This is a genomic window from Rhodococcus quanlei (assembly GCF_055231015.1).
The window spans coordinates 205,943-230,327 of sequence record NZ_JBUYWD010000011.1; the positions used below are offsets into that span (position 1 = coordinate 205,943).

Sequence of the window (24,385 nt, forward strand, 5' to 3'; positions counted from 1 at the left end):
CGTCAACCACTCACAGGGGTGAGGCGCCGGAGACGAATCGCATCGACGATCAGGATGCCCGCAAGCGCGACCAGCGCCGCAGCACCGGCAATCCACGACCCCGAGTACGTCGTCACCTCGAAGGGTGGGGCACCTTCCTCCACGGCGCGGTACGGCGCGGTGTCGGTACCCGCGTTCCAGCACACGACGGCCAGTGCGAGCGCCGCCAGCGCGACCAGCAGTTCGGTGCCGGGACGTACCCACCCCCTCATCGCTGGGAATCCTCGTCGTCCCAGCCCGCATCCTCATCCAGATCGGCGTCGCATTCTTCGACCTCGAAATCCTCGATATCGCGGTCCTCTACACCGACCAGCCGCTCGAGATGGTGACGCAACGTGTCCACATCCTTCGCCCAGGCACGGACGAGGCCGCCGCCTACCAGGCGCAAGCCGATTCCCGTCCGTCGTCGGGGCACGTTCGTGAGCTCACCGAGCGCCCGCGCAGACTCCCAGTCCTCGTAGTCGTAGTCGTCGGGATCCGCCTCGGGAAGCACTGCCGCGACCTCGTCGAGCGCCACTTCCTCCGTGCCCTGCTGCAGGGTCGTCTCGGTCAGGTACACACTCGCGTGGGTTCGTGCCGCGACCACTTGGAGGTACACGAAACCCGTCAGAATCACGGCGAACAGCGAGAGTGCGAACCAGTGGACCACCGGCCCTGTGAACAATTCGATGATCAAGGCCAGCACGCAGAACGCCGGCCCGTATGCGACCACTCGCCAGCGGGCACCCGGCTCTTCGAAGAGGAATGGTGTGGTGTCGTTGTTACCCTCGTCGCTCATCGGACGAACCAGACGTGGCCTTCGCGCCTGAACACGAGAACGGTTGCCACCAGCAACAGCAATGGCACCGTCATCGCGAAGACCGTGTTGAGTCCGACGAAAACGAGGACCATCTGGATCGCCGAATAGGCCACCGAGAGGACCGCCGCGACAGCGCGTGCACGACTACTTCCTTCCCGGACGGCAGAGACGGTGAGTCCGATTCCGGTACCGGCGAGCACCGCGAGCCAACCCGAGATCCTGACGGTCAGGACGGCCGAATCGAGCGCCGAGTACCCAGTCAATTGTTCGCGCAGACCGGCAGCGGGAGTAGTGACGGCGATGAGTCCGATGAGGATGAGCAGCGCCGCTGCGAGAGCCCACACCCAGAATGCGACGTTCACCGTGCGTGGACGGGCACTGGTGCTTACCGGTGAAGTCCGTGGCGGGGGTGATGTCCGTGGCAGGGGGGTGAGTACGGCGGATTTCGGCGCGGCGGGTTCGGGCACGCCGTACATACTGAGGCATCGCCGCGGCCGAATGCCAGTCCGGATCAGGCGCCGACCAACATGCCGGGGACGATCACGAGGGCCAAAGTCACCAATACAAGCGCAGCAATGACGAGGTAGAAAAGCGCCTCCCTACGCTCAGTGCGATGCGCCACGTCGGGAACTGCATGAAAACGATCTTCGGCGCGCATCGGCGAACAACCTCCGGTGTCGGACTACCTACACTGTGACGTGGTTCACGATACTGCCCCCTGGATCTTCCGATGCGTCCGGGGTTCCTGTGTCGGTTAGCGACAGAAGAGGTGCGGGTTCATTCGGCATCTGGGGGCGCCTTCCGGAAATAGTTGCTCGATTCTCGTCGCTGCATCAACACGATCGCGCCGACGATGATCACCGCCTGCAGGACCTGCACTCCACCGAGCACCACCGCGGTCGCACCCTCTCTGGCACCGAAGCCGAACAGAATCGGCACCGTAAGGACCACCAGAATCGTCCCGAAAAAGGTGAGTACCACACGCGCCCAGTTCTTTCCCTTGCGCATGAAGTGGACGAACAACACGAAGACCGCGGTGAGGACCAGCACCAATACTGCAATCAGACCGAGCCCGACCATCAGAACGGTCTCGGCGGTCTCCCGGGTGAATTCGCCCTCCAATTCCGCAACGCTCGGATCGTTCATCAACTGATCGATGAACGTATCCTTGTCGCCCCAGATGACGGGTATGGAGACGAAGAACTGGAGCAAGCCCAGCGCGGCAACGACCCACCACAACTGTGACGCGGTGCCGACGTCCTGGGGCACCGGCCGCTGCCGCTCGTCCTCGGGTGGGAACGAGTACTGGCCGTCCGGCGGCTGCGGATACGGCTGCTGATGGGGCGGCTGCTGACCGTACGGAGGCCACTGGTCGTTCATGGAGCCAACCGTAGCGGGAACCGACGAGTGGGCGCCGTCACAGCCATTCGGTGACCTCGGCCGCCCAGTAAGTGAGCACGACGTCCGCACCGGCCCTGCGAATGCTCGTCAGCGATTCGAGGATCGCGGCGTCCCGGTCGATCCATCCGTTCTGTGCGGCCGCCGTGATCATCGAGTACTCCCCCGAGATCTGATAGGCGGCGACGGGAACCGGGGAGGTGTCCGCGGTCTCGCGGAGCACGTCGAGGAACGACATGGCCGGCTTCACCATCACGAGGTCTGCACCCTCGGCCACGTCGAGCTCCACCTCGCGAACCGACTCTCGCCGGTTCGCTGCATCCTGCTGATAGGTGCGCCGGTCCCCCTTCAGCGACGATCCGACGGCCTCACGGAACGGCCCGTAGAACGCGGACGCGTATTTGGCCGAGTACGCGATCTGCCCGACGTCCTCGAAACCAGTGGAATCCAGCGCGTCACGGATGGCGCCGACCTGACCGTCCATCATTCCGCTCGGGCCGAGCAAATGGGCTCCCGCCTCCGCCTGTGCCACTGCCATGTCCACATACCGGGCGAGAGTGGAATCGTTGTCGACGTTGCCGGCCGCGTCGAGGAGACCGCAATGGCCGTGGTCGGTGAACTCGTCGAGGCAGGTATCCGCCATCAACACGGTGGAGTCGCCGAGTTCGGATGCCAGGGCACGCAAACCACGGTTGAGGATTCCGTTCGGGTCCGTGGCCCCGGAACCTTCGGCATCCTTGTCTTCCGGGCGGGGCACACCGAACAGCATCAGACCACCGACCCCGGCTGCTACAGCGTCGGTGGCAGCACCACGAAGCGAATCCAGTGTGTGCTGGAACACGCCCGGCATCGACGAAATCTCCCGAGGTGAATCGATACCGTCGGCAACGAACATCGGCAGCACGAGATGCCGTGGTTCGAGGGAGGTCTCCGCAACCAGGCGTCGTAATGCCGGCGTGCGCCGCAACCGTCGTGGTCGGTAGGTCGGAAACACGAGGGAGGCCCTCCTTCGTCTGGCCTGTGAGTGGCCCACGAGCCTCTGGACTCGCTAACCACTCACAGGCGCGGGGCGCCTATCGGCGGGCGCGGGACTTCTTGCGCGGAGGCGGCAGCGCACCCTCGGCCCGCAGTCGTGCAGCGTGCTCAGCGAGGGCCTCGACGAGCGGCCCGACCTGAGCGGTCTCCGGCTGAACGTCGACCCGCAGCCCGAACTCCGCCGCGGTCTCGGCCGTCTTCGGACCGATGCAGGCGATCAGGGTGCGCGCATGCGGCTTTCCGGCGATACCGACCAGGTTCCGGACGGTGGACGACGACGTGAAGCACACCGCGTCGAATCCGCCGGTCTTGATCATTTCGCGGGTCTCGGCCGGCGGCGGCGCTGCGCGGACCGTGCGGTACGCGGTGACGTCGTCGATCTCCCAGCCGCGCTCACGAAGCCCCTCGGCGAGCGTTTCGGTTGCGATGTCGGCGCGCGGCAGCAGGACGCGGTTGACCGGATCGAACACGTCGTCATACGGCGCGAACTCCGCCAGCAGACCCTGGCTGGACTGCTCACCAACCGGCACCAACTCGGGAGTGATTCCGAAAGAACGCACCTTGTCGGCGGTTGCTTCGCCGACGCAGGCGATCTTCACGCCCGAGAATGCGCGAGCGTCGAGACCGAACTCCTCGAACTTCTCCCAGACTGCCCGCACCGCGTTGGTGGAGGTGAACACCACCCACTGGTAGCGACCGTCGACGAGTCCCTTCACGGACCGCTCCATCTGGGCTGGACTGCGCGGCGGCTCGACCGCGATCGTCGGAACTTCCATCGGGATCGCACCGTGAGTGACGAGGCGGTCGCTCATGTCGCCGGCCTGATCCTTGGTGCGCGGCACCAGGACCTTCCATCCGTACAGTGCGCGCGATTCCCACCAGGACATCTTGTTGCGGTGCGAGACCACCTTGCCGACGGTGACGACGAGAGAACCGACCAGTTCCGAGCCTGCGTCGTTGAGCGTGGCGAGCGTGGCCTCGACGGTGCGCTGCTGGCGGGTGGTTCCGTTCACCGTGATCGCGGCCGGGGTCTGCGGCGCCAAGCCGTGTTCGACCAGCGCACTTGCCGTCTCCGCCAAATGGGCGGACGTGGCATGCAGAACGAGCGGTCCCGGCGCTGCCGCGAGTGCCGACCAGTCGACCTCGCCGCGCACGTCCGCTTCCGTGTGGCCGGAGCCCAGTGCCATACCCGCGTACGAGGGCACGGCCGACGACGACGGGAGCCCGGGAATGATCTCGAACTGCACCTGAGTGCGGGCAATGGCGGTGACCTCGGCGATCACCGAATCGGTGGTCAGCGGATCCCCCGATACCAGCCGCACCACATTGTGGCCGTTCTTCGCCTCGGTGACGAGAGTCTTGGCGACCTCGGACGGCTCGCCCAGTGCGGGGCGAACCTCGGCGATCGACTCGCCGGTCTCGGCGTCCACACCGTGATCGGTGCCGACGAGGGCGGTGACTCCCTTGTCGACGTCCGGGTCGGTGAAGGCCAGACGCGCTGCGGCGAGGATGTTGCGCGCATGCACCGTGAGAAGGGCCGGGTCACCGGGGCCGGATCCTACGACCAGGATCCGTCCGGGGGCGTTCTTGCGGACTCGGCTCATCGGTAATTCTCCAGTGTGCTCATGTGTCGAGATCGGTACAGGGTGTAGGCAGGCCGACCTGGTGGCCGGCCGGCAGGCTCGCTCGTCTTCGGACATCGCTCGTCAAACATCGGCATCACCACCCTCGGTCACGTTCATCAGGTCGCGGGCGCCTCGTTCGAGAAGTTCACGGGCAACGGATCTGCCCAGTTCGTCGGCGCGGTCGGGTGATCCGACAGCGCTCGCACGAATCACATCGGACCCGTCGACGGCAGCAGCGCAGCCGCGTAGGGACACCTCGTCGAAGACGCGGCCGTCGTCGTCGAGTGATTCGACGACCTCGGCGATGGCCCCTACCGGCGCCGTGCACCCGGCCTCGAGCTCGGCGAGCAATGCACGTTCCGCGGTGACGGCGGCACGGGTGGGGGCATCGTCGAACTCCGCGAGGACGGCCGCGAGGGCAGTGTCTTCGGAAAGGCATTCGACGGCCAGCGCACCCTGCGCGGGAGCGGGCAGCATCTGCACGGGTTCGATCGATTCGGTCACCAGATCGAGGCGGCCGATGCGCGACAGACCCGCCCGGGCGAGAATCACGCCGTCGAGCTCACCGGAATCGACCTTGCCGAGCCTCCGCTGCAGGTTTCCTCGCAGCGGAAGGATCTCGAGGCCGAGCCCCAGAGCACGCAGCTGCGACACCCGCCGGGGCGCCGAGGTGCCGACCTTCGATCCGGGCGGCAACTCACCGAGCACCATCCCGTCCCGGGCAACAAGCGCGTCGCGCGGGTCTTCCCGCGGCGGAACCGCCGGAATCACGAAGCGCTCGTCCTGGGCGGTGGGCAGATCTTTGTACGAATGCACGGCCACGTCGACACGACCGTCGAGCAGGGCCTCACGCAGCTCTGCGGTGAAAACACCGACACCGATCTTCTCGACAGGATCAGTTGACTGGTCACCCTTGGTCGAGATGATCGTCAACTCGGCATCGTGGCCCGCCGCGATCAACGCGTCACGCACCGTCGCAGCTTGTGTGGTGGCGAGGATGCTTCCTCGCGTACCGATCCGCAGGGTTCGGGTTCCCACTACGCTCATCGGGACTCCTTTTCTGCATCGTCGGCCTCGCTTCGCACGGCTGCACCGCCGGTCTCACTTCGCACGGCTGCACCATCGCCGGCCGTGAATCGCCGTGCGCGGGGATCTTCCCCCGCCACCAGTCCGTCGGCGACGCCGAGACCGAACTGGGCCAGACCCGACGCGCTCAGCTCGGACGGTTTCGCGACAGCTTCGGCCGTGCCTGGGCTGAGTTCGAACAGCTCACGCAGGGCTGCGGCATAGGAATCCCCGCCCGGGGTCACGGCCAACTGCTTCACCCGAACCGTCGGGGCATGCAGAAGTTTGTCGACGACGCGGCGAACCGTGCGCGCCACCTCGTCACGTTCGGGATTGTCCAGGTTGGGCAGTCGTGAGTCCAACCGGAGAAGCTCCGCCTCGACCACATCGGCAGCCCGCTGCCGCAGTGCGGTGACGGTCGGGGTGACCTCGGCCTGACGTTGCCCGGCGAGGTAGCCGGACAGTTCGTCGGCAACGATTCCCCGCGCAGCGTTCTCGTCGGAGGCGGCGGCACCGGCGGCAGGATCGCGCTGGAGCGACTCCATGTCGAGGACGGTCACGTCCGGGAGTCCGGCCACCGCGGGTTCCACGTCGCGCGGCAAGCCGAGGTCGCAAATCGCGAGTTGGCGGCCGGCAACGCGATCGGCCTTTGCCAGGGCACGGTGCGTGTCCGCGAGTGTGACGACGGTTCCGACCGCTCCGGTACACGTGACCAGCACGTCCGCCTGCGCCAGTGTCTCGGGCAGTGCATCGAGATCGTGAGCCTGGGCGTCGACCCCGTTCGAGCGCGCCGTGTCCGCGAGATGCTGGGCACGCTCGAGGGTGCGGTTGACCACCAGAATTCGCGCAATGCCGGCGCGACTGAGATGCGCAACTGCCAGCCCGCCCATCGCGCCTGCTCCGACCACCACCGCGGTCCGTCCGGCGAGGCCGTCGACCAACGTTCCGGCACGGTCGAGAGCCACCGACACGACGGACGAACCCGCAGAGTCGATTCCTGTTTCGGTATGGACACGCTTGCCGACGCGAAGCGCCTGCTGCGCAAGTTCATGGAGGGTGCGGCCCGCGGCCTGCTGCGTGTCCGCAGCGGCATAGGCGGCACGAATCTGACCGAGGATCTGCTGTTCTCCGACGACCATCGAGTCCAAGCCGCTCGCCACGGCGAACAGGTGCTCGACTGCTGCCTCGCTGTAGCGGACGTACGCATGACGATGGAGTTCGGCAACGTCGAGCCCGGAATGGTCGGCTAGGAGTTCACCGATCTCGGACAGTGCGCCGTGGAACGCGTCCACAACCGCATAAACTTCGATGCGGTTACAGGTGGAGATGATCATCGCCTCGGAGACGAGTTCGGAGGCCATCAGCTTGTCCGTCAGTTTCGGACGGTCGGTATCGGCAACGGCAACCCGCTCGAGCACGGGTACGGGGGCGCTGCGGTGCGAGATCCCGACAAGCAGAACACTCACGGGGCAATCACTGATCCGTTTCTTTTTGCGGCGGACGGGAGGTGTGCGGCATGACCGATGCGAACCGGGGGGCGCGACTCGGCTTGATCGAGAGAAGGGGACGCGGCCGTGACATGACCGGTGTTGCGTGCGCTGTTGAACGAGAGAACCTGCATCTCGACAGCGAGATCGACGCGACGCGACTCGACGTGCTCCGGCACGTCGAGGGACGTGGCCGAAAAGCTGAGGATGCAATCGAGCCCGGCGCCGACGAGTCGGTCGCAGACTTCCTGCGCAGCGTCGTCCGGGGTGGCAATCACACCGATGGTGGCTTCGAGTTCACGGCACGCCTCGTCGAGTTCGTCGAGGTGGCGGACGTCCAGATCGCCCACCCGCGTTCCGGCGACAGCGGGATCGACGTCGAACAGGCCGACCATCTCGAAACCACGCCGCCCGAAACCGCCGTATCCGGCGAGGGCCTGACCCAGGTTTCCGGCGCCGACGAGCACCACCTTGTGGCCGCGGTCGAGACCGAGCGTCTGCTCGATGCGTCCGCGGAGGCGGCTGACGTCGTATCCGACCCCACGCACCCCGTTCGGCCCGAGGAACGACAGGTCTTTGCGCAGCTTGGCCGATCCCACCCCGGAAGCGGCCGCCAGTTCCTCGCTGGAAACGATGTGTGTGCCCTGATCCACGAGCAGACCCAGGACCCGCAGGTAAGCCGCCAAACGGGTGACCGTAGCCTGGGGGATGTCGCGCAACTCCGGCGTGGCCGCCGACAGCCCCTCAGCGCCGGTGACGCCGGCGAGAGTTCGCCCGTGCGTCGGGTGCTGTTCGGTCACGTCGTAGGCTCCTCGTCCGATCAGCACACACGCCGATCTTCACGATGCTCCGGGGCAATGTTCACACCACGGTAACTGCTTGTGAACCCATGCACAAAGTTGCTTCGGACCCGCCAGATGTGCTCCCACCTGCGGAACATCACCCGATCCTCGTTTTAGGGTCGGCTTACTTGCGTAAATCCTTCCGAAGTCGTTCCTCGTCGACGTCCCAGTAACTGTGCTCTCTTCCATCGAGCAGAACGACAGGCAGTCGATCCCCGAATTCGGCGCGCAACTCCGGGTCCCGACCGGCCGCCTCGTCGACGTCGATGCACGTCACGTCCAGCCCGAACTCGCCACACAACGATTGCAGTTGCTCGCGGACGGACACACACGCGCCGCATCCTTCCCGGACGAGGAGGGTCACCTCGTGGTTGCTCTCGGTCATTGCCGTACCCACACTCCATTCGTCTGTGGCGAGCAGTTCTACCCGACCCCGGTCGGGTGCGGTGGCCGTCCGCATGCCCACGGGAACCAATTTTGCCCGAGATGAAGGTCACACACGCCCAGCGCTCGCGGCGTCCAGCGGTTGCGTCCCGTTTCCAGAGGATAGGCTGCTATGTGAAAAGCGGGGCCGCAACAACGGGAGGTGCGAGTGCCATCGCGATCACTACCGGACGGAGCGGGGTTCGGCGCTGGGCTTGCAGGGATCATCCTTCCGGGTCGCCGGCATTTCAGAAATCCGCTCGGTCCCAGCGAAGCCGAGGTCCGGGCCAACCTCGCCGGCGAGGCGAGTGCGGACGCAGCGCTCGCACTGCAGGACGACGGGAGTGTCGAACTGCAGGAAGGCGAGACCCCCGACGTCCCGCTCGATCTGACAGCCGCCGCATTCTTCGACGTCGACAACACGATGGTGCAGGGTGCGTCGATCATCCATTTCGCTCGCGGGCTGGCGGCCCGTAAGTACCTACAGAGCTCCGACCTTCTGGATTTCGCCTGGAAGCAGGTCAAGTTCCGCGTGACGGGCAAGGAGAGCAGCAACGACGTGTCATCGGGCCGTGAGAAGGCGCTGTCGTTCGTTGCCGGGCGCTCCACCGAGGAACTGGCCCGTCTCGGCGAGGAAATCTACGACGAAGTGATCGCCGACAAGATCTGGCCCGGTACTCGTGCTCTCGCTCAAATGCACCTCGATGCCGGGCAACAGGTGTGGCTCGTGACCGCCACACCGGTCGAACTGGCCCAGGTCATCGCCAAACGATTGGGATTCACGGGTGCCCTCGGCACAGTCGCCGAGAGCAAGGACGGCTTCTTCACCGGGCGACTTGTCGGCGACATCCTGCACGGGCTCGGTAAGGCGCACGCAGTCCGCGCTCTGGCAGTCCGTGAAGGCCTCGATCTGAGAAGGTGCGCTGCCTACTCGGACAGCCACAACGATGTTCCGATGCTGTCGCTCGTGGGTACGGCCGTCGCGGTCAACCCGGACGCCGACCTACGGGAAGTCGCCAAGAATCGTGGATGGGAAATCCGTGACTTCCGCACGGGCCGCAAGGCCGCGAAGATCGGCGTACCGAGCGCGCTCGCACTGGGTGCTGCGGGCGGTGCTTTGGCGGCAGCCGTGGCACGGCGCCGCGAGCACCAAGGCTGAGTTCGCGCCGCGAGATCACCGCCCCGCTCTCCGCGAGATCACCGCACTGCTCCCCTGCGAACCGTCAGCCCAGGAAGACGTTGCGCCTGCGCGCCAGTGTCCGGTACAGCGTCTGCTGAATGGTCTCGCGCACGTGATCGGTGACCTCGAATAGTTCCATCGGGTCCTCGGCGGCCGCCGCATCGTAGGTATCGGTGACGATGGGCGTGCCGAACTCGATCGTCCACTTCGACGGCAACGGAATCATGCCGAGTGGCCCGAAGTGCGGGAACAGTGGGGTGATCGGAAAGTAGGGCATGCCGAGCAGCCTGGCCAGCGGAGTCAGGTCTGCGATCTTCGGGTAGATCTCCTCCGACCCGACGATCGAGCACGGAATGATGGGCGCGCCGGTTCGCATGGCGGCCGACACGAACCCTCCACGTCCGAAACGCTGCAACTTGTAGCGCTCGCTGAACGGCTTCCCGATCCCCTTGAACCCTTCGGGGAACACTGCCACCAGCTCACCGTCCGACAGCAGCCGCTCCGCATCCGGGGTGCACGCCAACGTGTGCCCGGCCTTGCGCGCCAGGTCACAGACAACCGGTAGCTCGAACACCAAGTCCGCCGCCAACATCCGTAGGTGTCGATTCGCCGGATGACGATCGTGGACGGCGACCGACGTCATGAGACCGTCGATCGGCACCACACCCGCGTGATTGGCCACAACGAGGGCAGCTCCGTCGACAGGGAGGTTTTCGATCCCCACCACGTCGACGCGGAACCACTTCTCGAACAGGGGCCGCAACATCGGCAGTGCCACGTTCTCCGCGAAATGCGGATCGAACCCGAAGTCGTCGACGAAGTAGTCTCCGGCCAGCCGTTTCCGCACGAAATCGGCACCATCTGTGATCTGATCCGCGAGCCCTGCCCGTACCGAGTCGACGACCGTCTCCTCCACACTCGGCTGCGGCAATCTCGATATTGCGCTGGTCCCGCCTAGTTCCGTGTCCGCCACGGGCGGGGGTTCTACGAGCCCCGAAGGATGCCGATTCTCACTCCCCCGACGCCCGTGCATGTCACCGCCACGACCGAGTTCCCCATGCAACGGAATGACCTTCGCCATTCTGTTCACCTTGCCCCCTTCTGCGGTGCTCCGGCAAGAGAAAGCAGCGCGCGCTCGGCAGAGTCGACCCAGTCCGGTGTCATGATCGGCATGATCCCGGAGACTTTCAAGAAATCGTCGAATGTCTGCATCGTGGTCCATCTGGGCTCGAACCCGAGCTCGGATCTCATTCGCGTCGTATCGAGCGCACATCCGAACTGAAAGTACTCGAGCTGCTCCGCCGCGAACGAACGCACAACCGGCCCCATCATCGCGCGTCCGGCACTGCGAAACAGTGGGGTGGACATCGGCACCTCGATACGCCCGGCGCGACGAATGGCCTGCGACAGCATGATCACGCCGTCGCCGGCGACGTTGTAGGTGCCGGGTGGACCACCCACCGTCGCCCGTTCGAGGGCGCTCAGGGCGTCTTCTTCATGAAGGAACTGCAGCCGGGCGTCGCGGCCGAAGATCGTCGGCACGACAGGCGAGGTGATGTACCGGGCCACCGTCGCATTGAGCCCCGCACCGACGACCGGCGCGAGACGCAATATCGAAACATCGACATCGGGGCGCCGACGGCCCAGACCTCGCAGGTAACCCTCGATTTCGATGCAGTCCCGCGCGTACGCACCCGTCGGCCGACGACGTGCGCCCATCTCCTCGGTGAATTTCGCGGGGTCCTTCGACGTGGAGCCGTACACGCCCGCCGTCGAACGGAGGACGACCTTCCGCACGCTCGGTGCCTTCTGGCACAACGCGAACAATTGCATCGCGCCGATCACGTTCATGTCCTTCATGGTGGCGCGACTGCCGGACTTGGGTGCGCGCGTCAATGTCGACGCGTGCACGACCGTGTCGACTTCGGCGTTACGGATCACCTTGCCGAGCAGAGGATTCCGTATGTCTGCGCGAACGAATTCGGCACGCCCCATACGCCGCAACATGTCCTTGCTCGGGGCAGTCGTGTCCACACCGATCACGCGCTCGATCCTCGGATCCTGCGCCAAGCGCGTCACGAGAAAGCCCCCGAGGAATCGACTCGCTCCCGTCACCATGACCACACGCGGAACGCCCACGTGCGCCCGACCAGTTTCGTCGCCCACAGCCTGCAACACCCCCGAATTCGTTGTCAGTTGCGTCAACCATACGACGAGGTCGACTGTGACGCCTCCCACACGTCGCTTCCGTTGCCCGTAAACGACGAATGCCCGCCACCACAAAGGGTGACGGGCATTACGGCGTCGGGATCCGAGAATCGGATCACTTACCCAATTTCCTACGCTGAACTCGGGTACGACGAAGCAGTTTGCGGTGCTTCTTCTTCGACATGCGCTTGCGGCGCTTCTTGATCACTGAACCCATAGCGGGTGTCCCTCACGTTCTTCTCTAGCGTTCCTGCGCACGCCATTCGCGCACGCCTGCGCCTACTGCTGGCGCCCGGGCTCGCTTCAACAAGCTCGGCGCCTTACGACACCAGCCGGCTGGTACGACAGTCACCCATCGTACCGGTGCGAGCCCACTCGGGAGAAACCGAGGGTTCGCCACTTCGCGTCGCTGTGTCAGCCGGCGTCGAAGTACGAGGTTTCGAGATAGTCGTGGACCGCCTTGGCGTGCACACGGAACGAGCGTCCCACGCGTACCGCGGGCAGTTCGCCACTGTGCACCAACCGGTACACGGTCATCTTCGAAACTCTCATCAGGGTCGCCACTTCGGCGACCGTGAGAAATTGTGTTCCGGCCACGGCCGGTTGTCCGTCGGAGAGAGCACCCTTCGACGGCTTCTTTGCAGACGTCATCAACCACATACCTCCGGCACGTCCGCGCCGCCGGCTTCCCCTCCGGCGGAACAGACACGCACGTGCTGACCCGAGTTTAGCGGGACCTATGGGGTTACTGCGACGGGTGTGGGCAATCGAATATTCATTCGGATGTGGCACCGAGCTCTTCGGAACGTTGCTTGGCGGCCTCGAGAGCATCGAAAAATGCACGTCGGAGACCATTCGATTCGAGCGCACGCACGGCCGCGGCGGTTGTCCCACCCGGTGAAGTCACAGCCGCACGAAGTTCGGTTGCGCTCTCTCCGGAGCGGTCGAGCATGGCTCCGGCGCCCACCATCGTCTGTGCGACCAACTGCGAGGCGGTGGCGCGAGGCAGTCCCATCTCGACTCCGGCGTCGATCATCGCCTCGGCGACCAGGAAGAAGTAGGCAGGCCCCGAACCTGATACTGCAGTGACGGCGTCGATCTGGGATTCCTTGACAGTGACGACCTTGCCGACGGAGCCGAGGATGCCGCGCACAGCGTCGAGATGGTCGGACTTCACGTGGCGTCCCGGCGCAAGAACACTGACGCCCTCGCCCACCAGCATCGGCGTATTCGGCATTACGCGCACGACCGGGAATCCCGCAGGCAGCCGAGTCTCGTAGAACCCGGTGGGCAGGCCCGCGACCAGCGACACGATCATCTGCTCGCGCTCACCGTCGAGATCCGCCTTCGAGACATCGGCCAGCGCCGACTCCACATCGGCGGGCTTGACTGCTATCACGATGACATCGGCGCCTTCGGCGGCGTCGGCGGTATCGGTGACTCTTACCGAGTACTCGGCGGCCAGTTCGTCAGCTCGCCCCGGATGCTGTTCGGCAACCACCAGGTCCCTCACCGCATGGTTTGCCTGCAACAGTCCCGAAATCAGTGCTTCACCGATTCGGCCACCACCGATAACTGCAATTCTCGTCATGGTGGACAGCCTGCCACGGGCCGCTGCGCTCGCTCAGCGGGGGATCATGGCGAGCTGACGACTCTGGACAACGACGGAGCCGGTCGAATCGAGAACGGTGTGGTCCTCTTCGAACCATGTTCCGCCGAGCACCGAGCTACGCGCCATCACCCGCAACCATCCGGGGGCGGGTTGCCTGCGCAGGTACGTGGTGAGCTGCACCGTGGGCGCCCACCCGAACAGTCCACGATTCATCGTGACGGGTGCGCAGATGTCGCCGGTCATGATCGCGAACAGGGCCGCGGTGTCCGGGTCGTTCTCGTCCTCCGGCCGGGGCCGCGCCCACATGCGGATCTCGGGCTCGCCCTGACTGCCGGTCAGGAAGTGTGCGGACGTGGCGTCGACACGCATGTCACATCCCTGAGCCACGTGGACGATCTGCCCCATCGGGTGGTCCGGCGTCAGCGTGACCGCGTCGGCGGGAGGTTCCACGGGCAGGCCCGCGAGCTCGAGGTCTTCCGTGTGAACGGGGGCGCCGGTGTCGGGCACGCCGAGAGTCACCGCGGCGCGCACGGCGACGCGGTCACCCTGTGCCAGTTCGACGTCGACGAACGACACCTGTTTGCCGAGCTTGCGCACCTGCGTCGACAGCGTCACCTCGCCCGGGTCCGGGGCAGCCAGATAGTTGGCGCTCACGGCGAGCGGCTGGACTTCGCTGCGGCCGCCGTCGGAGTCACGGAAAGTCTGCCGGGCCGCTGCAGCGCACAACGCCATCATCGAGCCACCGTGCACCTTCGGCCCGATCGTCCAGATGGGGTCGATGGTCGCTCGAAAGCGGTTCGGGTCGGCTGCGGTGAGGGCATTCAAGTCGCGGAAGGGGCTGGTCGTCACGGTGGATCCTGTCGATCGGGGTTTTCGGTGTTCCGGAAGAAGATCTTGGCGGTGAGGTCCTGGTGCGCGAGGCGCCGCAGGGCGGCAATGATCGGTTCGTACAGGACCGTTCCGAGTACTGCGTACCGAGCCTGGGGCTCTGCGGCACCGGTCGGCATCATGCGAATGTCGGCTTCCGCAATGCCGTGAATGTGCTCCCCATAGACGGACAGACGTTCGTCGTCCAACGGGATTCCTGCTGCCTCCGCAGCCTCGAGCGCGCGTTCGAGTTGAGCGACTGCAACGAAACGGGGGTCGTACACCTGCCCCAACTGCTCGAGGACTCGACGGGCACGCGGATAGTCGCGTTGCTCGCCGTCCTCTGCGTCGGACACGTACGGCGGCAACTGCGCGATCACTTTTCCGAGCAGCTCGAAGCGAGACTCGTCAGGTTTTTCGATCAGGCGCAGGATCGTCCGTATCCGGGGGATCGCGAGGCCTGCATTGGAGAATGCCTTGATCAATGCGAGCCGATCGAGGTGCTCCTCTCCGTACGTGGCCTGGGTGGCACTGGTGGCCGCGCCCGGCATCAGCAGACCCTCACGTAGGTAGTACTTCACCGTGGCCAACGGAACGCCGCTGCGCGCGACCAATTCGGAAACCCGCATGACACCTCCTCGAACCAATACTCGATAGCCATACTATCCAATGGGTGGCGAGTACGTCATCCGCGAGACGACGGGCGATCTGTGAGGTTCTCCCTCGCGAACGCAAGAGCCTGCGTGAGCATCGCCGACCGCTCCCGTCGGGTCCGTGCATTCTGCGTGTTGATCTCGACCACCGCCTGCCCGGCGAAGCCCGAGTCCATCAGATGGCGGCACACTTCGACGCACGGCTGATTTCCTTCACCCGGCACGAGGTGTTCGTCCATCGATGCACCACGGCCATCCGCAAGATGCACATGTGTCAGACCGCTGCCCATCCGCTTCGCCAGCTTCATCGCATCCATTCCGGCAGTAGCCGTGTGCGACAGATCGAGCGTGTAGTGGTCGTGTCCGCAGTCGGTCGGGTCGTAGGACGGACTGAAGGCCGAGAGCGCGGGCCCGGGTCCACCTCGTCGCCGCAACCGCGCAGCAGACCGTTCCTTGCTTCCGAAGACGCCGTCGGCGCGCATCGGGAACATGTTCTCCACGGCCACGATCACGTCGCTGCGCGATTCGACGTCGGCGACCTGATCAGCGAACCCGTCTGCGTACCGCCGCTGCCACCGGAACGGTGGATGAACCACGACCGTGGTTGCCCCGAGCGCTTCGGCCGTGCGTACCGAACGCTCCAATTTGGCGGTAGGGTCCGAACCCCACACTCGCTGCGAGATCAGTAGGCACGGTGTGTGGACCGCCTGAACCGGCACCGCGTACTTCCGTACGAGGGCACGTACGGCACCGATGTCCTGACTCACCGATTCGGCCCACACCATGAGCTCGACACCGTCGTAACCCACCTCGGCTGCATACCGGAACGCCGCCTCGGTGTTCTCGGGATACACCGAGGCTGTCGACAAACCGACCAAGACCTTCGCAGGCCGACCCGCACTCATGCCCGCACCGCGGCTCGCGTCCCCGCTGTTCGCATCACTGCCCCCGATCATGTGCTGGTCAACCCGATGCAAGCATGAAAGCGAGCGGACCCAGCGTCACGATCATGCCCACGACCACCGCTATCACAAAACTGGTGATGTCGTCGGTACGACGCAGGATCCGGACCATCGCGACCAGACCGACGATCACGAGCACCGCAAGAATCAGCGCCACCCACGGCAGCGAGTCCCACAGTTTCTCGAAGCCCTTGAACATCAGTGCACCGGCAATGACGGCGACGACACCTTGCCCGATCAGCACGGCCCATTCCTGAACGGAACTGGGCGAGTCCTGTTCCGAGTCGCCGTACTCCGAATCGTCCGGTTGCCGATCACCGCGATCGTCCTCGGCGTGATCGGCGGCCTTGTCGGGCGCAGTGTTTTTCGCCGGCCCTTCTTCCGCTGGGCCGCGTGTGGTGCGAACGTCCTCGTCGTCGACCTGGTCGGCGCCCGCGGCACGTGTCATCGCGGCAGAACCGACCACTGTCGTCGACGGAGCCACCATCGGCTCGTCGTCCTCGTCCTGCTCATCCGACTTCGTCCGCAACGCTGCCAGGAGATCACGCAGCGACAGTTTGTTGCGAGCAGCCTCGGCCTTCGCCGCCGCCCGGGACGCTGCCCTGCCGAAAGGAGACGCCGCATGACGTTCGGAAGCGGTGGTGATCTCGGTCTTCTCCGCATCTGTTTCGTCCGGCGCCGGTGAGGTCGCCCTCGACGGCTGCTCTGACGCGCGGCCCCGGTGGATCAGATCACGGCCCGGCCCCGAACCGGACAGGAGCGAGGGCTCAGGCTGTACTGGACGCTGAGGGGAGCGCTCGGCCTGCGGAGAACGGTCGGATTGCGCCGAGTCGGACGCCCTCGAGCCCGCCTGGTCACGTGAGGCGGGTGTCGCGGCACCCGCAGAACGCCCGGAAGTGCGGGCCCGAAACTGGGGACGACTCGCAATGGGCTCGTCGTCGTCCTCGTCATCGAAGTCGTCGTACTCGTACGCCGGCACCGATGCCGCAGACCCGGACGACGCAGACCTGGACGACGCAGATGCGCCTCCACTGCGGTACTGAGGACGACTCGCAATGGGCTCGTCGTCGTCCTCGTCATCGAAGTCGTCGTACTCGTACGCCGGCACCGATGCCGCCGGCCGGGACGAGGCAGGCCCGGACGACGAAGACTTGGACGACACCGGCGATCCACCGCCCAGGAACCCACCCCAGGATTCGGTTGCCGGACCGGACTCAGCTGCCGGCGAACGTACCTCGTCCCGACTCGCAGAAACGGGCGCGGAGGAAGGAACTGATGGAGCCGCAGGAGTCGGCGGAAGCGTCACCGGTGACGGTGTTTCGACGGGGGCTGCGGGCGGGGTGACTGGTTCCGACGGAGCACTGGGTGCGGCAGAGGAGGTAGGGGCCGGTGGCTCGACCAGATTGCGGTTAGCGCTCTCGTCCCGAATCACCGGGATCTCCCCCGTCAATTCCGCAACGGAGATTCCGCCCTTGGCTCCCCGGCGACGACGTCCGCCGCGGGACTCCATCTGTCCGCCATTTCGTTTGAGCAGTTCGGCGACAGAAATCTGCCCCGTATCCTCGGGCTTGTCGGTCATCGGGCCCTCACCATCAATTCACCGCCCATTTCGGTATCGAGCTTCCGCAGAATCAGCCCTTCACGAAGTGCCCACGGACATATTTCGAGTTCGTCCACCCTGAGCGCTCGCATGCTGGCTTCTGCCACCAGCGCCCCGGCCACGATCTGCTGTGATCGATCGGAGCTGACACCTTCCAATTCTGCACGGTCCGACGCGGTCATTCTGGATATGAAGGCGATGAGTTGCCGAAGACCGCTAGCGGTGAGGGTGCGTCTCACGCGCGGACCTGCGCCGGAAGGCGCGGCACCGGTAAGGCGAGCGAGCGAACGGAACGTCTTGGAGGTGGCGACAGATCTGTCCCATTTCCCGGCAGCAAGAACTTCCTTGGCAGGCGCGGACAGTTCCGCTTCGAGCCAGTCACGGAGAACGGCCACACGACGCTTGCCGGGCGGATCGGCCTCGAGCCAATCTCTGGTGAGTCGGCCGGCACCGAGTTGCAGTGAGAACGCCACGTCCGGGTCCTCGTCCCCGCCCGACGTCAGCTCGAGTGATCCACCACCGATGTCGAGGTTCAGGATGCGGCCCGCACTCCAGCCGAACCAGCGGCGCACCGCCAGGAACGTCAGACGGGCCTCGTCGACACCGGAGAGCACCTCGAGGTTCACGCCTGTCTCGTTGCGCACCCGAGCGAGTACGTCCTCCGAGTTGTTGGCATCACGAACAGCTGACGTGGCAAACGCCATGAGCTCACCGCAGCCGGATTTCTCGGCGATTGCCGAAAAATCGCGCACGGTGGACACGAGTCGATCCGAACCTGACGAGGTGATGTCACCTGCGTCGTTCGTGTTTTCCGCGAGGCGCAGGGTTTCCTTCGTCGAACTCATGGGTGTGGGGTGGCCGCCCCGGTGGGCGTCCACAACGAGTAGATGGACGGTGTTGCTTCCGACATCGAGTACCCCAAGTCGCACATGAACACGGTACTGGGTCTACCGTCGGGCCTTGTGACAGCAGGTAGGACAGACCGGTCTCACAAGATGACGCCCACCCCTGAAGTGCCCCTCGATTTCCCTCGAGAATGGGTGGAGTTTCTGGATCCGGCGAACCCCGAGCACCTGGTGGCTGCGGACATGACCTGGCTGTTGTCCCACTGGACCTGCGTATTCGGCACCCCGGCGTGTCAGGGCATCATCGGCGATCGCCCCGACGACGGCTGCTGCTCGCACGGCGCATTCCTCTCGGACGAGGAAGACCTCGAGAAATTGAACGAATCCGTGAAGCTGCTCACACCGGAGAAATGGCAGTTCATGGAGAAGGGGCTTGGAAAGAAGGGCTACCTCGAGGAAGACGACCTCGACGACGAGCCCGCCCTACGAACCAGGCGCTACAAGGGGGCCTGCATCTTCCTCAACCGCCCAGGGTTCGAAGGCGGTGTGGGATGCGCATTGCACTCGATGGCCCTCGACCGGGGAATCGAACCACTCGAGGTGAAGCCGGATGTGTGCTGGCAACTCCCGATTCGCCGCACCCAGGAGTGGGTGGACCGGCCGGACGGCGAACAGATTCTGCGAACCACCGTCACCGAGTACGACCGGCGAGGTTGGGGTGAAGGCGGCGAAGACTTGGACTGGTACTGCTCCGGCTCCCCCGACGCGCACGTCGGCGAAAAGCAGGTATGGCAGTCGTATGCACCCGAACTGACCGAGCTGCTCGGCAAACCGGCGTACGAAGAACTGGCCAAACTCTGCAAACGGCGGGCTGGTCTCGGGCTGATCGCTGTGCACCCGGCGACCACGCAGGCGCAGGGTGGCTGACTACACCTCGCCCGACTGGGAACGGGCGGCACTGGTGATGATCGATGTGCAGAACGATTACACCTTCGGCCCTTCTGCGATACCTGGGACCAAGGATCGTCTCGACGCCATGGCGGAACTCGTCGACCGATTTCGGCAACATCGTCGCCCGATCGTTCACGCAGTACGCTCGTATGCTCCGGGCGAGAGCGATGTCGATCTGATCCGGCGGGCGGCGATCGAGTCCGGCGAGAAGATCGTCGCCCCCGGCACACGCGGCGCCGAGATTCCGGAGACGTTGTTGGCCGACGCCGAGCTCGACTGGCACTAGGGGTTCACTTCTGCCCGAGCGGCGACACCATCCATGTGAGTGGTTGACGAGTCCCCACACTCGTCAACCACTCACAGGCGGCGGACGGCGCCTATCCTCGGATCCATGTCTGCTCAGCGCCATGCCCGCCTTCATTTCTCGACCGAGACGAAGGCCACCGAAACCCACACGAACCTGTCCGCGATCCGCACCGACGGGGACGTCCTGTGGGTGGCCGGTGACGAGAGCACCACCATCGAGCGGCTCATCCGCCAGCCGGGTGAGCATGGGCTGACCTACGACGACGAGGCCTCCTTCCGTCTCTCCGACCTGGTGTCGCTGCCGTCCGGCGAGGACAGCGAGGAGGCCGACTTGGAGGGGCTGGCACGGGACGGTCATTACCTGTGGGCAGTCGGCTCGCACAGCCTCAAACGCTCCCGCGTCAAGGAACGCCATGACGGCGAGAAGGCATTCGCTCGCCTGGGCACGGTGAAATCCGAGGCGAATCGTCACGTGCTGCTGCGCATTCCTGTTGTCGACGTGGACGGTGTTCCCACGCTGGCGCGCGAGAGAGAAATCGAAGGCAACATCGAATGTGCGGCCATGCTCGGTGGCCGCTCCGACAGTCTGACCGATTTGCTGAAGCGCGATCACCACTTGAGTCCGTTCCTGTCGATACCCAGCAAAGACAATGGATTCGACGTCGAAGGTATCGCCGCGTTCGGTGACCGTGTCTTCGTCGGGCTGCGGGGTCCGGTGCTGCGCGGTTGGGCCATCGTCATCGAGATGCGCCTGACCCCCGCGCGGAAACATCCCGATCGACTCAAAGCCCGACGCTTCGAGAACGGGGCACGCTATCGCAAACACATCTTCGATCTCGGCGGTCTGGGGGTGCGAGACCTGTGCAAACAAGGCGACGACATTCTGGTACTCGCCGGGCCGACCATGGACCTGGATGGGCCGGTGACGGTATTCCGGTGGCATGACGCGGCAGCCGCCGACGAGCAGCAGGTCGTGCGGGGCGACCGCCTCACCGCGGAACTCGAGCTTCCTTACGGCAAGGGCGAGGACCACGCCGAGGGCATCGCGCTCCTGGGCACTGCAGAAGAACCTGAACTGCTCGTCGTCTACGACAGCCCGGGTGAACATCGCAAGAACCCGAAGCTGGGAATGCTCGCCGACCGGTTCACGCTCTGACAGCTTTGTCGGTCCCGGGTGTACCGGGAACCTCGAGTCGCACCACTCGTTCGAGAGCGCGCATATCTGCCTCGATGCGCCGGAACAGCTGGTAGATGACGACGAACGCGACGATCCCGACCACACACAGCACCCGAACCCCGGCGATGGTGGCGTCACCTCCGAAGCTGAGTCCGGCAATACCGACCAGCGGTACGGCGGCGGCGAGGGCGAGATAGCGCGTCAGGGTGCGGGCCAGGGATCGGATTCGCCGACCGTCCTCGCCACGCAACTCGCCTCGCGACAGCAGGATCGGAAACAGGCATCGGACGGAGAAGAACGTGAGAATGAAGTAGGGGTACGCGAGTGCCACCGCACCGCATACCGCCAGCGATGCGGTCAGCCGCGGAAAAGTGCCGCCCGGCACACCGCCGGCGATGAGCTCCAACGCAATCGGATAGACGATGGCGGCGACCAGCCAGAGGCAGAAGCTGACGGTGACGGCGCGGTTGCCGAGGCCGAGCGCAGCACTACGGGCCTTCTGCAGCGAGGCGGCGCCGTAGGTGCGACCGTTGTTCAAACCTCGCGGAACCGTGAACGCAAACCGACACCAATACAGAATCAGGGCAGCCCCCGTCGTGAACGCTACGATTCCGACCAACAAGTGCACCTGCTGCAGATGCTGCTGTACTGGGGCGTCCAGATGCGAGATGATCAGAATCTTGTTGAAGCGGTAGTTGTACCAGGACGCCACCAGGTTCGGTACGCCGATCGCCAGGAGCACGAGGGGTACCGACCACCGCCACATCCGCGACCGCCAACGCTCCGACGGTGGGTAGACCAGTTCGCGTGCCCGCGGGTCCAGGCACAGGGCGAACTGCCGAGCCAGCTTGCGTCCGTCCGACCAGCGTTTCGCACGGTCGGGTGCGAGCGATTTCACCAGAATGCGGCGCAGCGCGGCGGGACAGTCCGGCAGCGTGTGGGCGGGGTCGATGCCCCGATTGCGCGCCGCAAGCAATGCCGCCGGGGTGGGCGGTGATCCGTCGGTGGTGGCCGGGTCGTCGAACGGGCGGCTGCCGGTCAGCAATTCCCACAGCATCACCCCGAGCGCGTAGATGTCACTGCGGGTATCGAGGTCACCCGCGGTTCGCGACGAGTCCGAATCGACCGCCTCGAGCTGTTCGGGCGACATGTATGCGATAGAACCGCCGAGAAATCCTGCTCCCCCACGGACGCGAACCGTGTCACTGGAACTGACATTGAAGTCGGCCAGTTTGGGAGTGCCGTCGGCGGCGAGCAGAACGTTCGCGGGTTTGATGTCCCGGTGCAGCACTCCGTGATCGCTCGCATACTGCAATGCCTCGGCAAGTCGCAGTCCGATCCAGGCGACGGTCTCGGGCCAGGACAGGGCCGCGATCTCCTCGCGCTGCGCCGTATCGGTCGTGACCATGATCTTGCCGTCGGTCAGAGCCTGATCGACTGCGTCGAGCAATAGGCGCCCTGATCTGTTCGCGGGGGCGATGTCGCGAACCCGGCGCACCACGTCGAGCAGGGTGCCGCCGGCTACGTATTCCATGAAGAGTACCCGCAGTTGCCGCTCCTCCAGTATTCGCTGGTCGAACACGCGCACGATGTAGGGATGGTCGAGCTGGGCGAGGGTCTGCGGCTCGTTCCCCACGTCACGGGACACCTTCAGCGCCACCCACCGCTGCATCGACCTCTGCCGCGCGAGAAACACGCGGGCGAACGCGCCGCGCCCGATTTCGTCGGCGAGGTCGAAATCGTCGAGCCGTTGCCCGGCTCCCAATTCCGCGGCGGCAGCGAGGTCGGTGAGTGTGCCGTCGCAGATGCGCCGGTCCTGTTCGAGTAGAGCTTCGAACCGGGAGGCCTGCTCCGGGAACTCCGCCATGTAGGCGCCCGGTTCGACGTTCTCTCCGCTTTCCCGTCGTACCCGGTACTCCTCGTAGACCAACTCGGAAGGCAACGCCTCGGCCAGCAGTTCCGGGAACTCACGGCAGTAGTCGGCGATGCGCTTCGGCTGCCCGGAGTGCAGCCAGCGGTAATCGAGGTCAACCTTGATCAATTCGACGAGAGCGGCCCGTCGGATTGCATCGGTGTCCGGCAGGTAGTTGGCCAGCTCCGATGGCGAGCCAGTGGATTCCCAGTGCGCGAGCAGTCGGTCGGTTCCACTGTCGACCACGAATTCCGGCGCCGACCCACCGGCGCGGTCGGTGGTGGCACCGAGTTCCGTGGGCGGTCCACCGGCAACCGTCGCATCGCTGGGTGGACGACTACTCATGGCGTTCGATTCGAGGGCGGCGTGACAAGTTGTACCCTTCCAGCGTATTCCCGGTAGCCGTGCGCCGGTATGAATAACGACGTGCGGGTGGCCCTGCGTTGGTAGAGTCGATGTATGGGCAAGTCCACGACGACCCCCGCCGCCGCCCTCGCGGCGGGTCTGCTGATTTTCGGCGCCGCAGCCTGCTCCACTTCGGATGATTCTGCGACACCGACGACGAGTGCGACGGCGGATGGCGACACGCGAACCGTGACGCCGGGTTCCGACACCGAGACGACGAGCATGAACACCGAGACGACGAGCATGAACACTGAGACGACGAGCATGAACACCGAGATGCCGCCCGGTGCCGCCGCCGGTGCGGTGCCAATGGTTGAGCTGAACGACCAGCCCGTCGACGCCACATTCGAGCCCACACGGTGCGTGTGGGGCACCGACGACGGACGGCCGCAACTCGAGTTCGACGCGGGCAGCGACTCCACCGGCGGCGACCTCGACGTGGAACTCGTCACGACCGATCCGCCGATACTCGATGACCTCACGCTCGAGACCGGTGGCACCGAGTGGGAGGCCACCAGCGAGAATCGCCGCGACGCGCAGATCACCGTCGACGGCGACAATTACCGCATCATCTCGCAGGTCACCGAGGACGACGGCACTCGCACCGCCAAGCTCGAGGTCCGCTTCACCTGCGCGGCACGCTGAACCCAAACGTGAGAACCGATCGATGCACGATGTTGCCGGAGCGGCAGTGCGTGAGTACGTGGAGAACCACAGCGGGGCGGAGATGCTCGACGAGGTTCTCGACACGGAGTTGCCGCGCTACGCCGAGGCTTTGGAGCGGCTCGGCCAGCGATCTACCAGACCATGCCTGAGTTGATCCACATCGCAGAGCGGATGCTCGGGGGTGAAGTCCTCGTACGTGACGACGGACTGCTGGTAGCAGCGTCAACCCGGCCGCAGACCACCGTGTTCGACACACCGACGCTTACGCCAGTCTCGAGGCGAAGACTGCAGCATTGCTGCATTCCCTCGCGCGAAACATTCCCTCGTC

At 65.2% G+C, this 24,385-nt stretch carries 28 protein-coding genes; 6 read left to right on the plus strand and 22 right to left on the minus strand.

Translation table 11 applies throughout. The features are described from left to right. Positions 1 to 2 precede the first annotated feature (2 nt). From ACZI8Q_RS09905 to ACZI8Q_RS09955, 11 genes are all read right to left on the minus strand, one after another. Complete coding sequence (locus tag ACZI8Q_RS09905) at positions 3 to 251, minus strand: hypothetical protein (protein ID WP_463373341.1); 249 nt, start codon at positions 249 to 251, stop codon at positions 3 to 5. After that, the gene (locus tag ACZI8Q_RS09910; RefSeq protein WP_463373342.1) at positions 248 to 817 is read right to left on the minus strand and encodes a hypothetical protein; all 570 of its coding nucleotides are present in this window, start codon (positions 815 to 817) and stop codon (positions 248 to 250) included. Before ACZI8Q_RS09910 ends, ACZI8Q_RS09905 begins: the two co-directional genes overlap by 4 nt. After that, positions 814 to 1,305, minus strand: a complete 492-nt coding sequence (locus ACZI8Q_RS09915; RefSeq protein WP_463373343.1) for a hypothetical protein — start codon at positions 1,303 to 1,305, stop codon at positions 814 to 816. The genes ACZI8Q_RS09910 and ACZI8Q_RS09915 overlap by 4 nt, the downstream gene beginning before the upstream one ends. Positions 1,306 to 1,349: 44 nt before the next feature. Then, the gene (locus ACZI8Q_RS09920; RefSeq protein ID WP_463373344.1) at positions 1,350 to 1,496 is read right to left on the minus strand and encodes a hypothetical protein; all 147 of its coding nucleotides are present in this window, start codon (positions 1,494 to 1,496) and stop codon (positions 1,350 to 1,352) included. 119 nt (positions 1,497 to 1,615) lie between these two features. Continuing rightward, a complete protein-coding gene (locus ACZI8Q_RS09925; protein WP_463373345.1) occupies positions 1,616 to 2,218 on the minus strand; it encodes a hypothetical protein in 603 nt (200 codons plus the stop codon). 37 nt (positions 2,219 to 2,255) lie between these two features. After that, positions 2,256 to 3,230 carry a porphobilinogen synthase gene (gene hemB, locus ACZI8Q_RS09930; RefSeq protein WP_463373346.1) on the minus strand — a complete coding sequence of 325 codons (975 nt, stop codon included), beginning with the start codon at positions 3,228 to 3,230 and terminating at the stop codon, positions 2,256 to 2,258. Between the two features lie 79 nt (positions 3,231 to 3,309). Beyond that, on the minus strand, positions 3,310 to 4,875 hold the full coding sequence (locus tag ACZI8Q_RS09935; RefSeq protein WP_463373347.1) for a bifunctional uroporphyrinogen-III C-methyltransferase/uroporphyrinogen-III synthase: 1,566 nt from the start codon (positions 4,873 to 4,875) through the stop codon (positions 3,310 to 3,312). Between the two features lie 102 nt (positions 4,876 to 4,977). Continuing rightward, a complete protein-coding gene (gene hemC, locus ACZI8Q_RS09940) occupies positions 4,978 to 5,943 on the minus strand; it encodes a hydroxymethylbilane synthase (RefSeq protein ID WP_463373348.1) in 966 nt (321 codons plus the stop codon). Next, positions 5,940 to 7,427, minus strand: coding sequence for a glutamyl-tRNA reductase (locus ACZI8Q_RS09945; RefSeq protein WP_463373349.1), 1,488 nt, complete (start codon positions 7,425 to 7,427; stop codon positions 5,940 to 5,942). The genes hemC and ACZI8Q_RS09945 overlap by 4 nt, the downstream gene beginning before the upstream one ends. Beyond that, positions 7,424 to 8,248 carry a redox-sensing transcriptional repressor Rex gene (locus tag ACZI8Q_RS09950; protein ID WP_463373350.1) on the minus strand — a complete coding sequence of 275 codons (825 nt, stop codon included), beginning with the start codon at positions 8,246 to 8,248 and terminating at the stop codon, positions 7,424 to 7,426. Before ACZI8Q_RS09950 ends, ACZI8Q_RS09945 begins: the two co-directional genes overlap by 4 nt. A 166-nt stretch (positions 8,249 to 8,414) precedes the next feature. Then, on the minus strand, positions 8,415 to 8,675 hold the full coding sequence (locus tag ACZI8Q_RS09955; RefSeq protein ID WP_463373503.1) for a glutaredoxin family protein: 261 nt from the start codon (positions 8,673 to 8,675) through the stop codon (positions 8,415 to 8,417). 207 nt (positions 8,676 to 8,882) lie between these two features. Here ACZI8Q_RS09955 and ACZI8Q_RS09960 point away from each other — a divergent pair, with 207 nt between their 5' ends. After that, positions 8,883 to 9,872, plus strand: coding sequence for an HAD family hydrolase (locus ACZI8Q_RS09960; protein ID WP_463373351.1), 990 nt, complete (start codon positions 8,883 to 8,885; stop codon positions 9,870 to 9,872). A 64-nt stretch (positions 9,873 to 9,936) separates the two neighbouring features. On the opposite strand, the gene ACZI8Q_RS09965 is transcribed toward ACZI8Q_RS09960, so the two are convergent. From ACZI8Q_RS09965 to ACZI8Q_RS10010, 10 genes are all read right to left on the minus strand, one after another. Further along, complete coding sequence (locus tag ACZI8Q_RS09965; protein ID WP_463373352.1) at positions 9,937 to 10,983, minus strand: lysophospholipid acyltransferase family protein; 1,047 nt, start codon at positions 10,981 to 10,983, stop codon at positions 9,937 to 9,939. Beyond that, complete coding sequence (locus ACZI8Q_RS09970; protein ID WP_463373504.1) at positions 10,980 to 12,089, minus strand: NAD-dependent epimerase/dehydratase family protein; 1,110 nt, start codon at positions 12,087 to 12,089, stop codon at positions 10,980 to 10,982. The genes ACZI8Q_RS09965 and ACZI8Q_RS09970 overlap by 4 nt, the downstream gene beginning before the upstream one ends. 127 nt (positions 12,090 to 12,216) lie before the next feature. After that, positions 12,217 to 12,318, minus strand: coding sequence for a 30S ribosomal protein bS22 (locus tag ACZI8Q_RS09975; protein WP_003402602.1), 102 nt, complete (start codon positions 12,316 to 12,318; stop codon positions 12,217 to 12,219). A gap of 197 nt (positions 12,319 to 12,515) precedes the next feature. Beyond that, on the minus strand, positions 12,516 to 12,752 hold the full coding sequence (locus ACZI8Q_RS09980; RefSeq protein ID WP_463373353.1) for a helix-turn-helix domain-containing protein: 237 nt from the start codon (positions 12,750 to 12,752) through the stop codon (positions 12,516 to 12,518). A 124-nt stretch (positions 12,753 to 12,876) separates the two neighbouring features. After that, the gene (gene proC / locus ACZI8Q_RS09985) at positions 12,877 to 13,692 is read right to left on the minus strand and encodes a pyrroline-5-carboxylate reductase (RefSeq protein ID WP_463373354.1); all 816 of its coding nucleotides are present in this window, start codon (positions 13,690 to 13,692) and stop codon (positions 12,877 to 12,879) included. 33 nt (positions 13,693 to 13,725) lie between these two features. Next, on the minus strand, positions 13,726 to 14,562 hold the full coding sequence (locus ACZI8Q_RS09990; RefSeq protein ID WP_463373355.1) for a thioesterase family protein: 837 nt from the start codon (positions 14,560 to 14,562) through the stop codon (positions 13,726 to 13,728). After that, positions 14,559 to 15,209: a MerR family transcriptional regulator gene (locus tag ACZI8Q_RS09995; RefSeq protein WP_463373356.1), complete on the minus strand. Its 651-nt coding sequence runs from the start codon at positions 15,207 to 15,209 to the stop codon at positions 14,559 to 14,561. The genes ACZI8Q_RS09990 and ACZI8Q_RS09995 overlap by 4 nt, the downstream gene beginning before the upstream one ends. A gap of 56 nt (positions 15,210 to 15,265) precedes the next feature. After that, the gene (locus tag ACZI8Q_RS10000) at positions 15,266 to 16,138 is read right to left on the minus strand and encodes a sugar phosphate isomerase/epimerase family protein (protein ID WP_463373357.1); all 873 of its coding nucleotides are present in this window, start codon (positions 16,136 to 16,138) and stop codon (positions 15,266 to 15,268) included. A gap of 58 nt (positions 16,139 to 16,196) precedes the next feature. Continuing rightward, entirely contained in the window at positions 16,197 to 17,774 is a 1,578-nt protein-coding gene (locus ACZI8Q_RS10005) for a hypothetical protein (protein ID WP_463373358.1), read from the minus strand. Continuing rightward, positions 17,771 to 18,724 (minus strand): Ppx/GppA family phosphatase, encoded by a 954-nt coding sequence (locus ACZI8Q_RS10010; RefSeq protein WP_463373359.1) that lies wholly within the window; start codon positions 18,722 to 18,724, stop codon positions 17,771 to 17,773. Before ACZI8Q_RS10010 ends, ACZI8Q_RS10005 begins: the two co-directional genes overlap by 4 nt. A gap of 66 nt (positions 18,725 to 18,790) precedes the next feature. On the opposite strand from ACZI8Q_RS10010, the gene ACZI8Q_RS10015 reads away from it, so the two are divergent. The 3 genes from ACZI8Q_RS10015 (at position 18,791) to ACZI8Q_RS10025 (ending at position 21,053) form a co-directional block, all read left to right on the plus strand. Continuing rightward, positions 18,791 to 19,567 (plus strand): hypothetical protein, encoded by a 777-nt coding sequence (locus ACZI8Q_RS10015; protein ID WP_463373360.1) that lies wholly within the window; start codon positions 18,791 to 18,793, stop codon positions 19,565 to 19,567. Beyond that, complete coding sequence (locus ACZI8Q_RS10020) at positions 19,560 to 19,877, plus strand: isochorismatase family protein (RefSeq protein WP_463373361.1); 318 nt, start codon at positions 19,560 to 19,562, stop codon at positions 19,875 to 19,877. Before ACZI8Q_RS10015 ends, ACZI8Q_RS10020 begins: the two co-directional genes overlap by 8 nt. Positions 19,878 to 19,982: 105 nt before the next feature. Then, positions 19,983 to 21,053, plus strand: coding sequence for a DUF3616 domain-containing protein (locus ACZI8Q_RS10025; RefSeq protein WP_463373362.1), 1,071 nt, complete (start codon positions 19,983 to 19,985; stop codon positions 21,051 to 21,053). Here the strand turns inward: ACZI8Q_RS10025 and ACZI8Q_RS10030 are convergent. Then, positions 21,043 to 23,331 (minus strand): serine/threonine-protein kinase, encoded by a 2,289-nt coding sequence (locus ACZI8Q_RS10030; RefSeq protein ID WP_463373363.1) that lies wholly within the window; start codon positions 23,329 to 23,331, stop codon positions 21,043 to 21,045. The two genes, ACZI8Q_RS10025 and ACZI8Q_RS10030, sit on opposite strands and share 11 nt — an antisense overlap. Positions 23,332 to 23,445: 114 nt before the next feature. Here ACZI8Q_RS10030 and ACZI8Q_RS10035 point away from each other — a divergent pair, with 114 nt between their 5' ends. Further along, a complete protein-coding gene (locus tag ACZI8Q_RS10035; RefSeq protein WP_463373364.1) occupies positions 23,446 to 24,036 on the plus strand; it encodes a lipoprotein LpqH in 591 nt (196 codons plus the stop codon). A gap of 22 nt (positions 24,037 to 24,058) precedes the next feature. Further along, positions 24,059 to 24,211 (plus strand): hypothetical protein, encoded by a 153-nt coding sequence (locus ACZI8Q_RS10040; protein ID WP_463373365.1) that lies wholly within the window; start codon positions 24,059 to 24,061, stop codon positions 24,209 to 24,211. Positions 24,212 to 24,385 lie beyond the last annotated feature (174 nt).

What these genes read in the sequence shown, in the direction of transcription:
- ACZI8Q_RS09905 (WP_463373341.1), bottom strand. Translation starts at nt 251, where the DNA reads ATGAGGGGGTGGGTACGTCCCGGCACCGAACTGCTGGTCGCGCTGGCG.
- ACZI8Q_RS09910 (WP_463373342.1), bottom strand. Translation starts at nt 817, where the DNA reads ATGAGCGACGAGGGTAACAACGACACCACACCATTCCTCTTCGAAGAG.
- ACZI8Q_RS09920 (WP_463373344.1), bottom strand. Translation starts at nt 1,496, where the DNA reads ATGCGCGCCGAAGATCGTTTTCATGCAGTTCCCGACGTGGCGCATCGC.
- ACZI8Q_RS09925 (WP_463373345.1), bottom strand. Translation starts at nt 2,218, where the DNA reads ATGAACGACCAGTGGCCTCCGTACGGTCAGCAGCCGCCCCATCAGCAG.
- ACZI8Q_RS09935 (WP_463373347.1), bottom strand. Translation starts at nt 4,875, where the DNA reads ATGAGCCGAGTCCGCAAGAACGCCCCCGGACGGATCCTGGTCGTAGGA.
- hemC (WP_463373348.1), bottom strand. Translation starts at nt 5,943, where the DNA reads ATGAGCGTAGTGGGAACCCGAACCCTGCGGATCGGTACGCGAGGAAGC.
- ACZI8Q_RS09955 (WP_463373503.1), bottom strand. Translation starts at nt 8,675, where the DNA reads ATGACCGAGAGCAACCACGAGGTGACCCTCCTCGTCCGGGAAGGATGC.
- ACZI8Q_RS09975 (WP_003402602.1), bottom strand. Translation starts at nt 12,318, where the DNA reads ATGGGTTCAGTGATCAAGAAGCGCCGCAAGCGCATGTCGAAGAAGAAG.
- ACZI8Q_RS09980 (WP_463373353.1), bottom strand. Translation starts at nt 12,752, where the DNA reads ATGACGTCTGCAAAGAAGCCGTCGAAGGGTGCTCTCTCCGACGGACAA.
- proC (WP_463373354.1), bottom strand. Translation starts at nt 13,692, where the DNA reads ATGACGAGAATTGCAGTTATCGGTGGTGGCCGAATCGGTGAAGCACTG.
- ACZI8Q_RS09995 (WP_463373356.1), bottom strand. Translation starts at nt 15,209, where the DNA reads ATGCGGGTTTCCGAATTGGTCGCGCGCAGCGGCGTTCCGTTGGCCACG.
- ACZI8Q_RS10000 (WP_463373357.1), bottom strand. Translation starts at nt 16,138, where the DNA reads ATGAGTGCGGGTCGGCCTGCGAAGGTCTTGGTCGGTTTGTCGACAGCC.
- ACZI8Q_RS10005 (WP_463373358.1), bottom strand. Translation starts at nt 17,774, where the DNA reads ATGACCGACAAGCCCGAGGATACGGGGCAGATTTCTGTCGCCGAACTG.
- ACZI8Q_RS10015 (WP_463373360.1), top strand. Translation starts at nt 18,791, where the DNA reads ATGACGCCCACCCCTGAAGTGCCCCTCGATTTCCCTCGAGAATGGGTG.
- ACZI8Q_RS10025 (WP_463373362.1), top strand. Translation starts at nt 19,983, where the DNA reads ATGTCTGCTCAGCGCCATGCCCGCCTTCATTTCTCGACCGAGACGAAG.
- ACZI8Q_RS10030 (WP_463373363.1), bottom strand. Translation starts at nt 23,331, where the DNA reads ATGAGTAGTCGTCCACCCAGCGATGCGACGGTTGCCGGTGGACCGCCC.
- ACZI8Q_RS10035 (WP_463373364.1), top strand. Translation starts at nt 23,446, where the DNA reads ATGGGCAAGTCCACGACGACCCCCGCCGCCGCCCTCGCGGCGGGTCTG.
- ACZI8Q_RS10040 (WP_463373365.1), top strand. Translation starts at nt 24,059, where the DNA reads ATGCACGATGTTGCCGGAGCGGCAGTGCGTGAGTACGTGGAGAACCAC.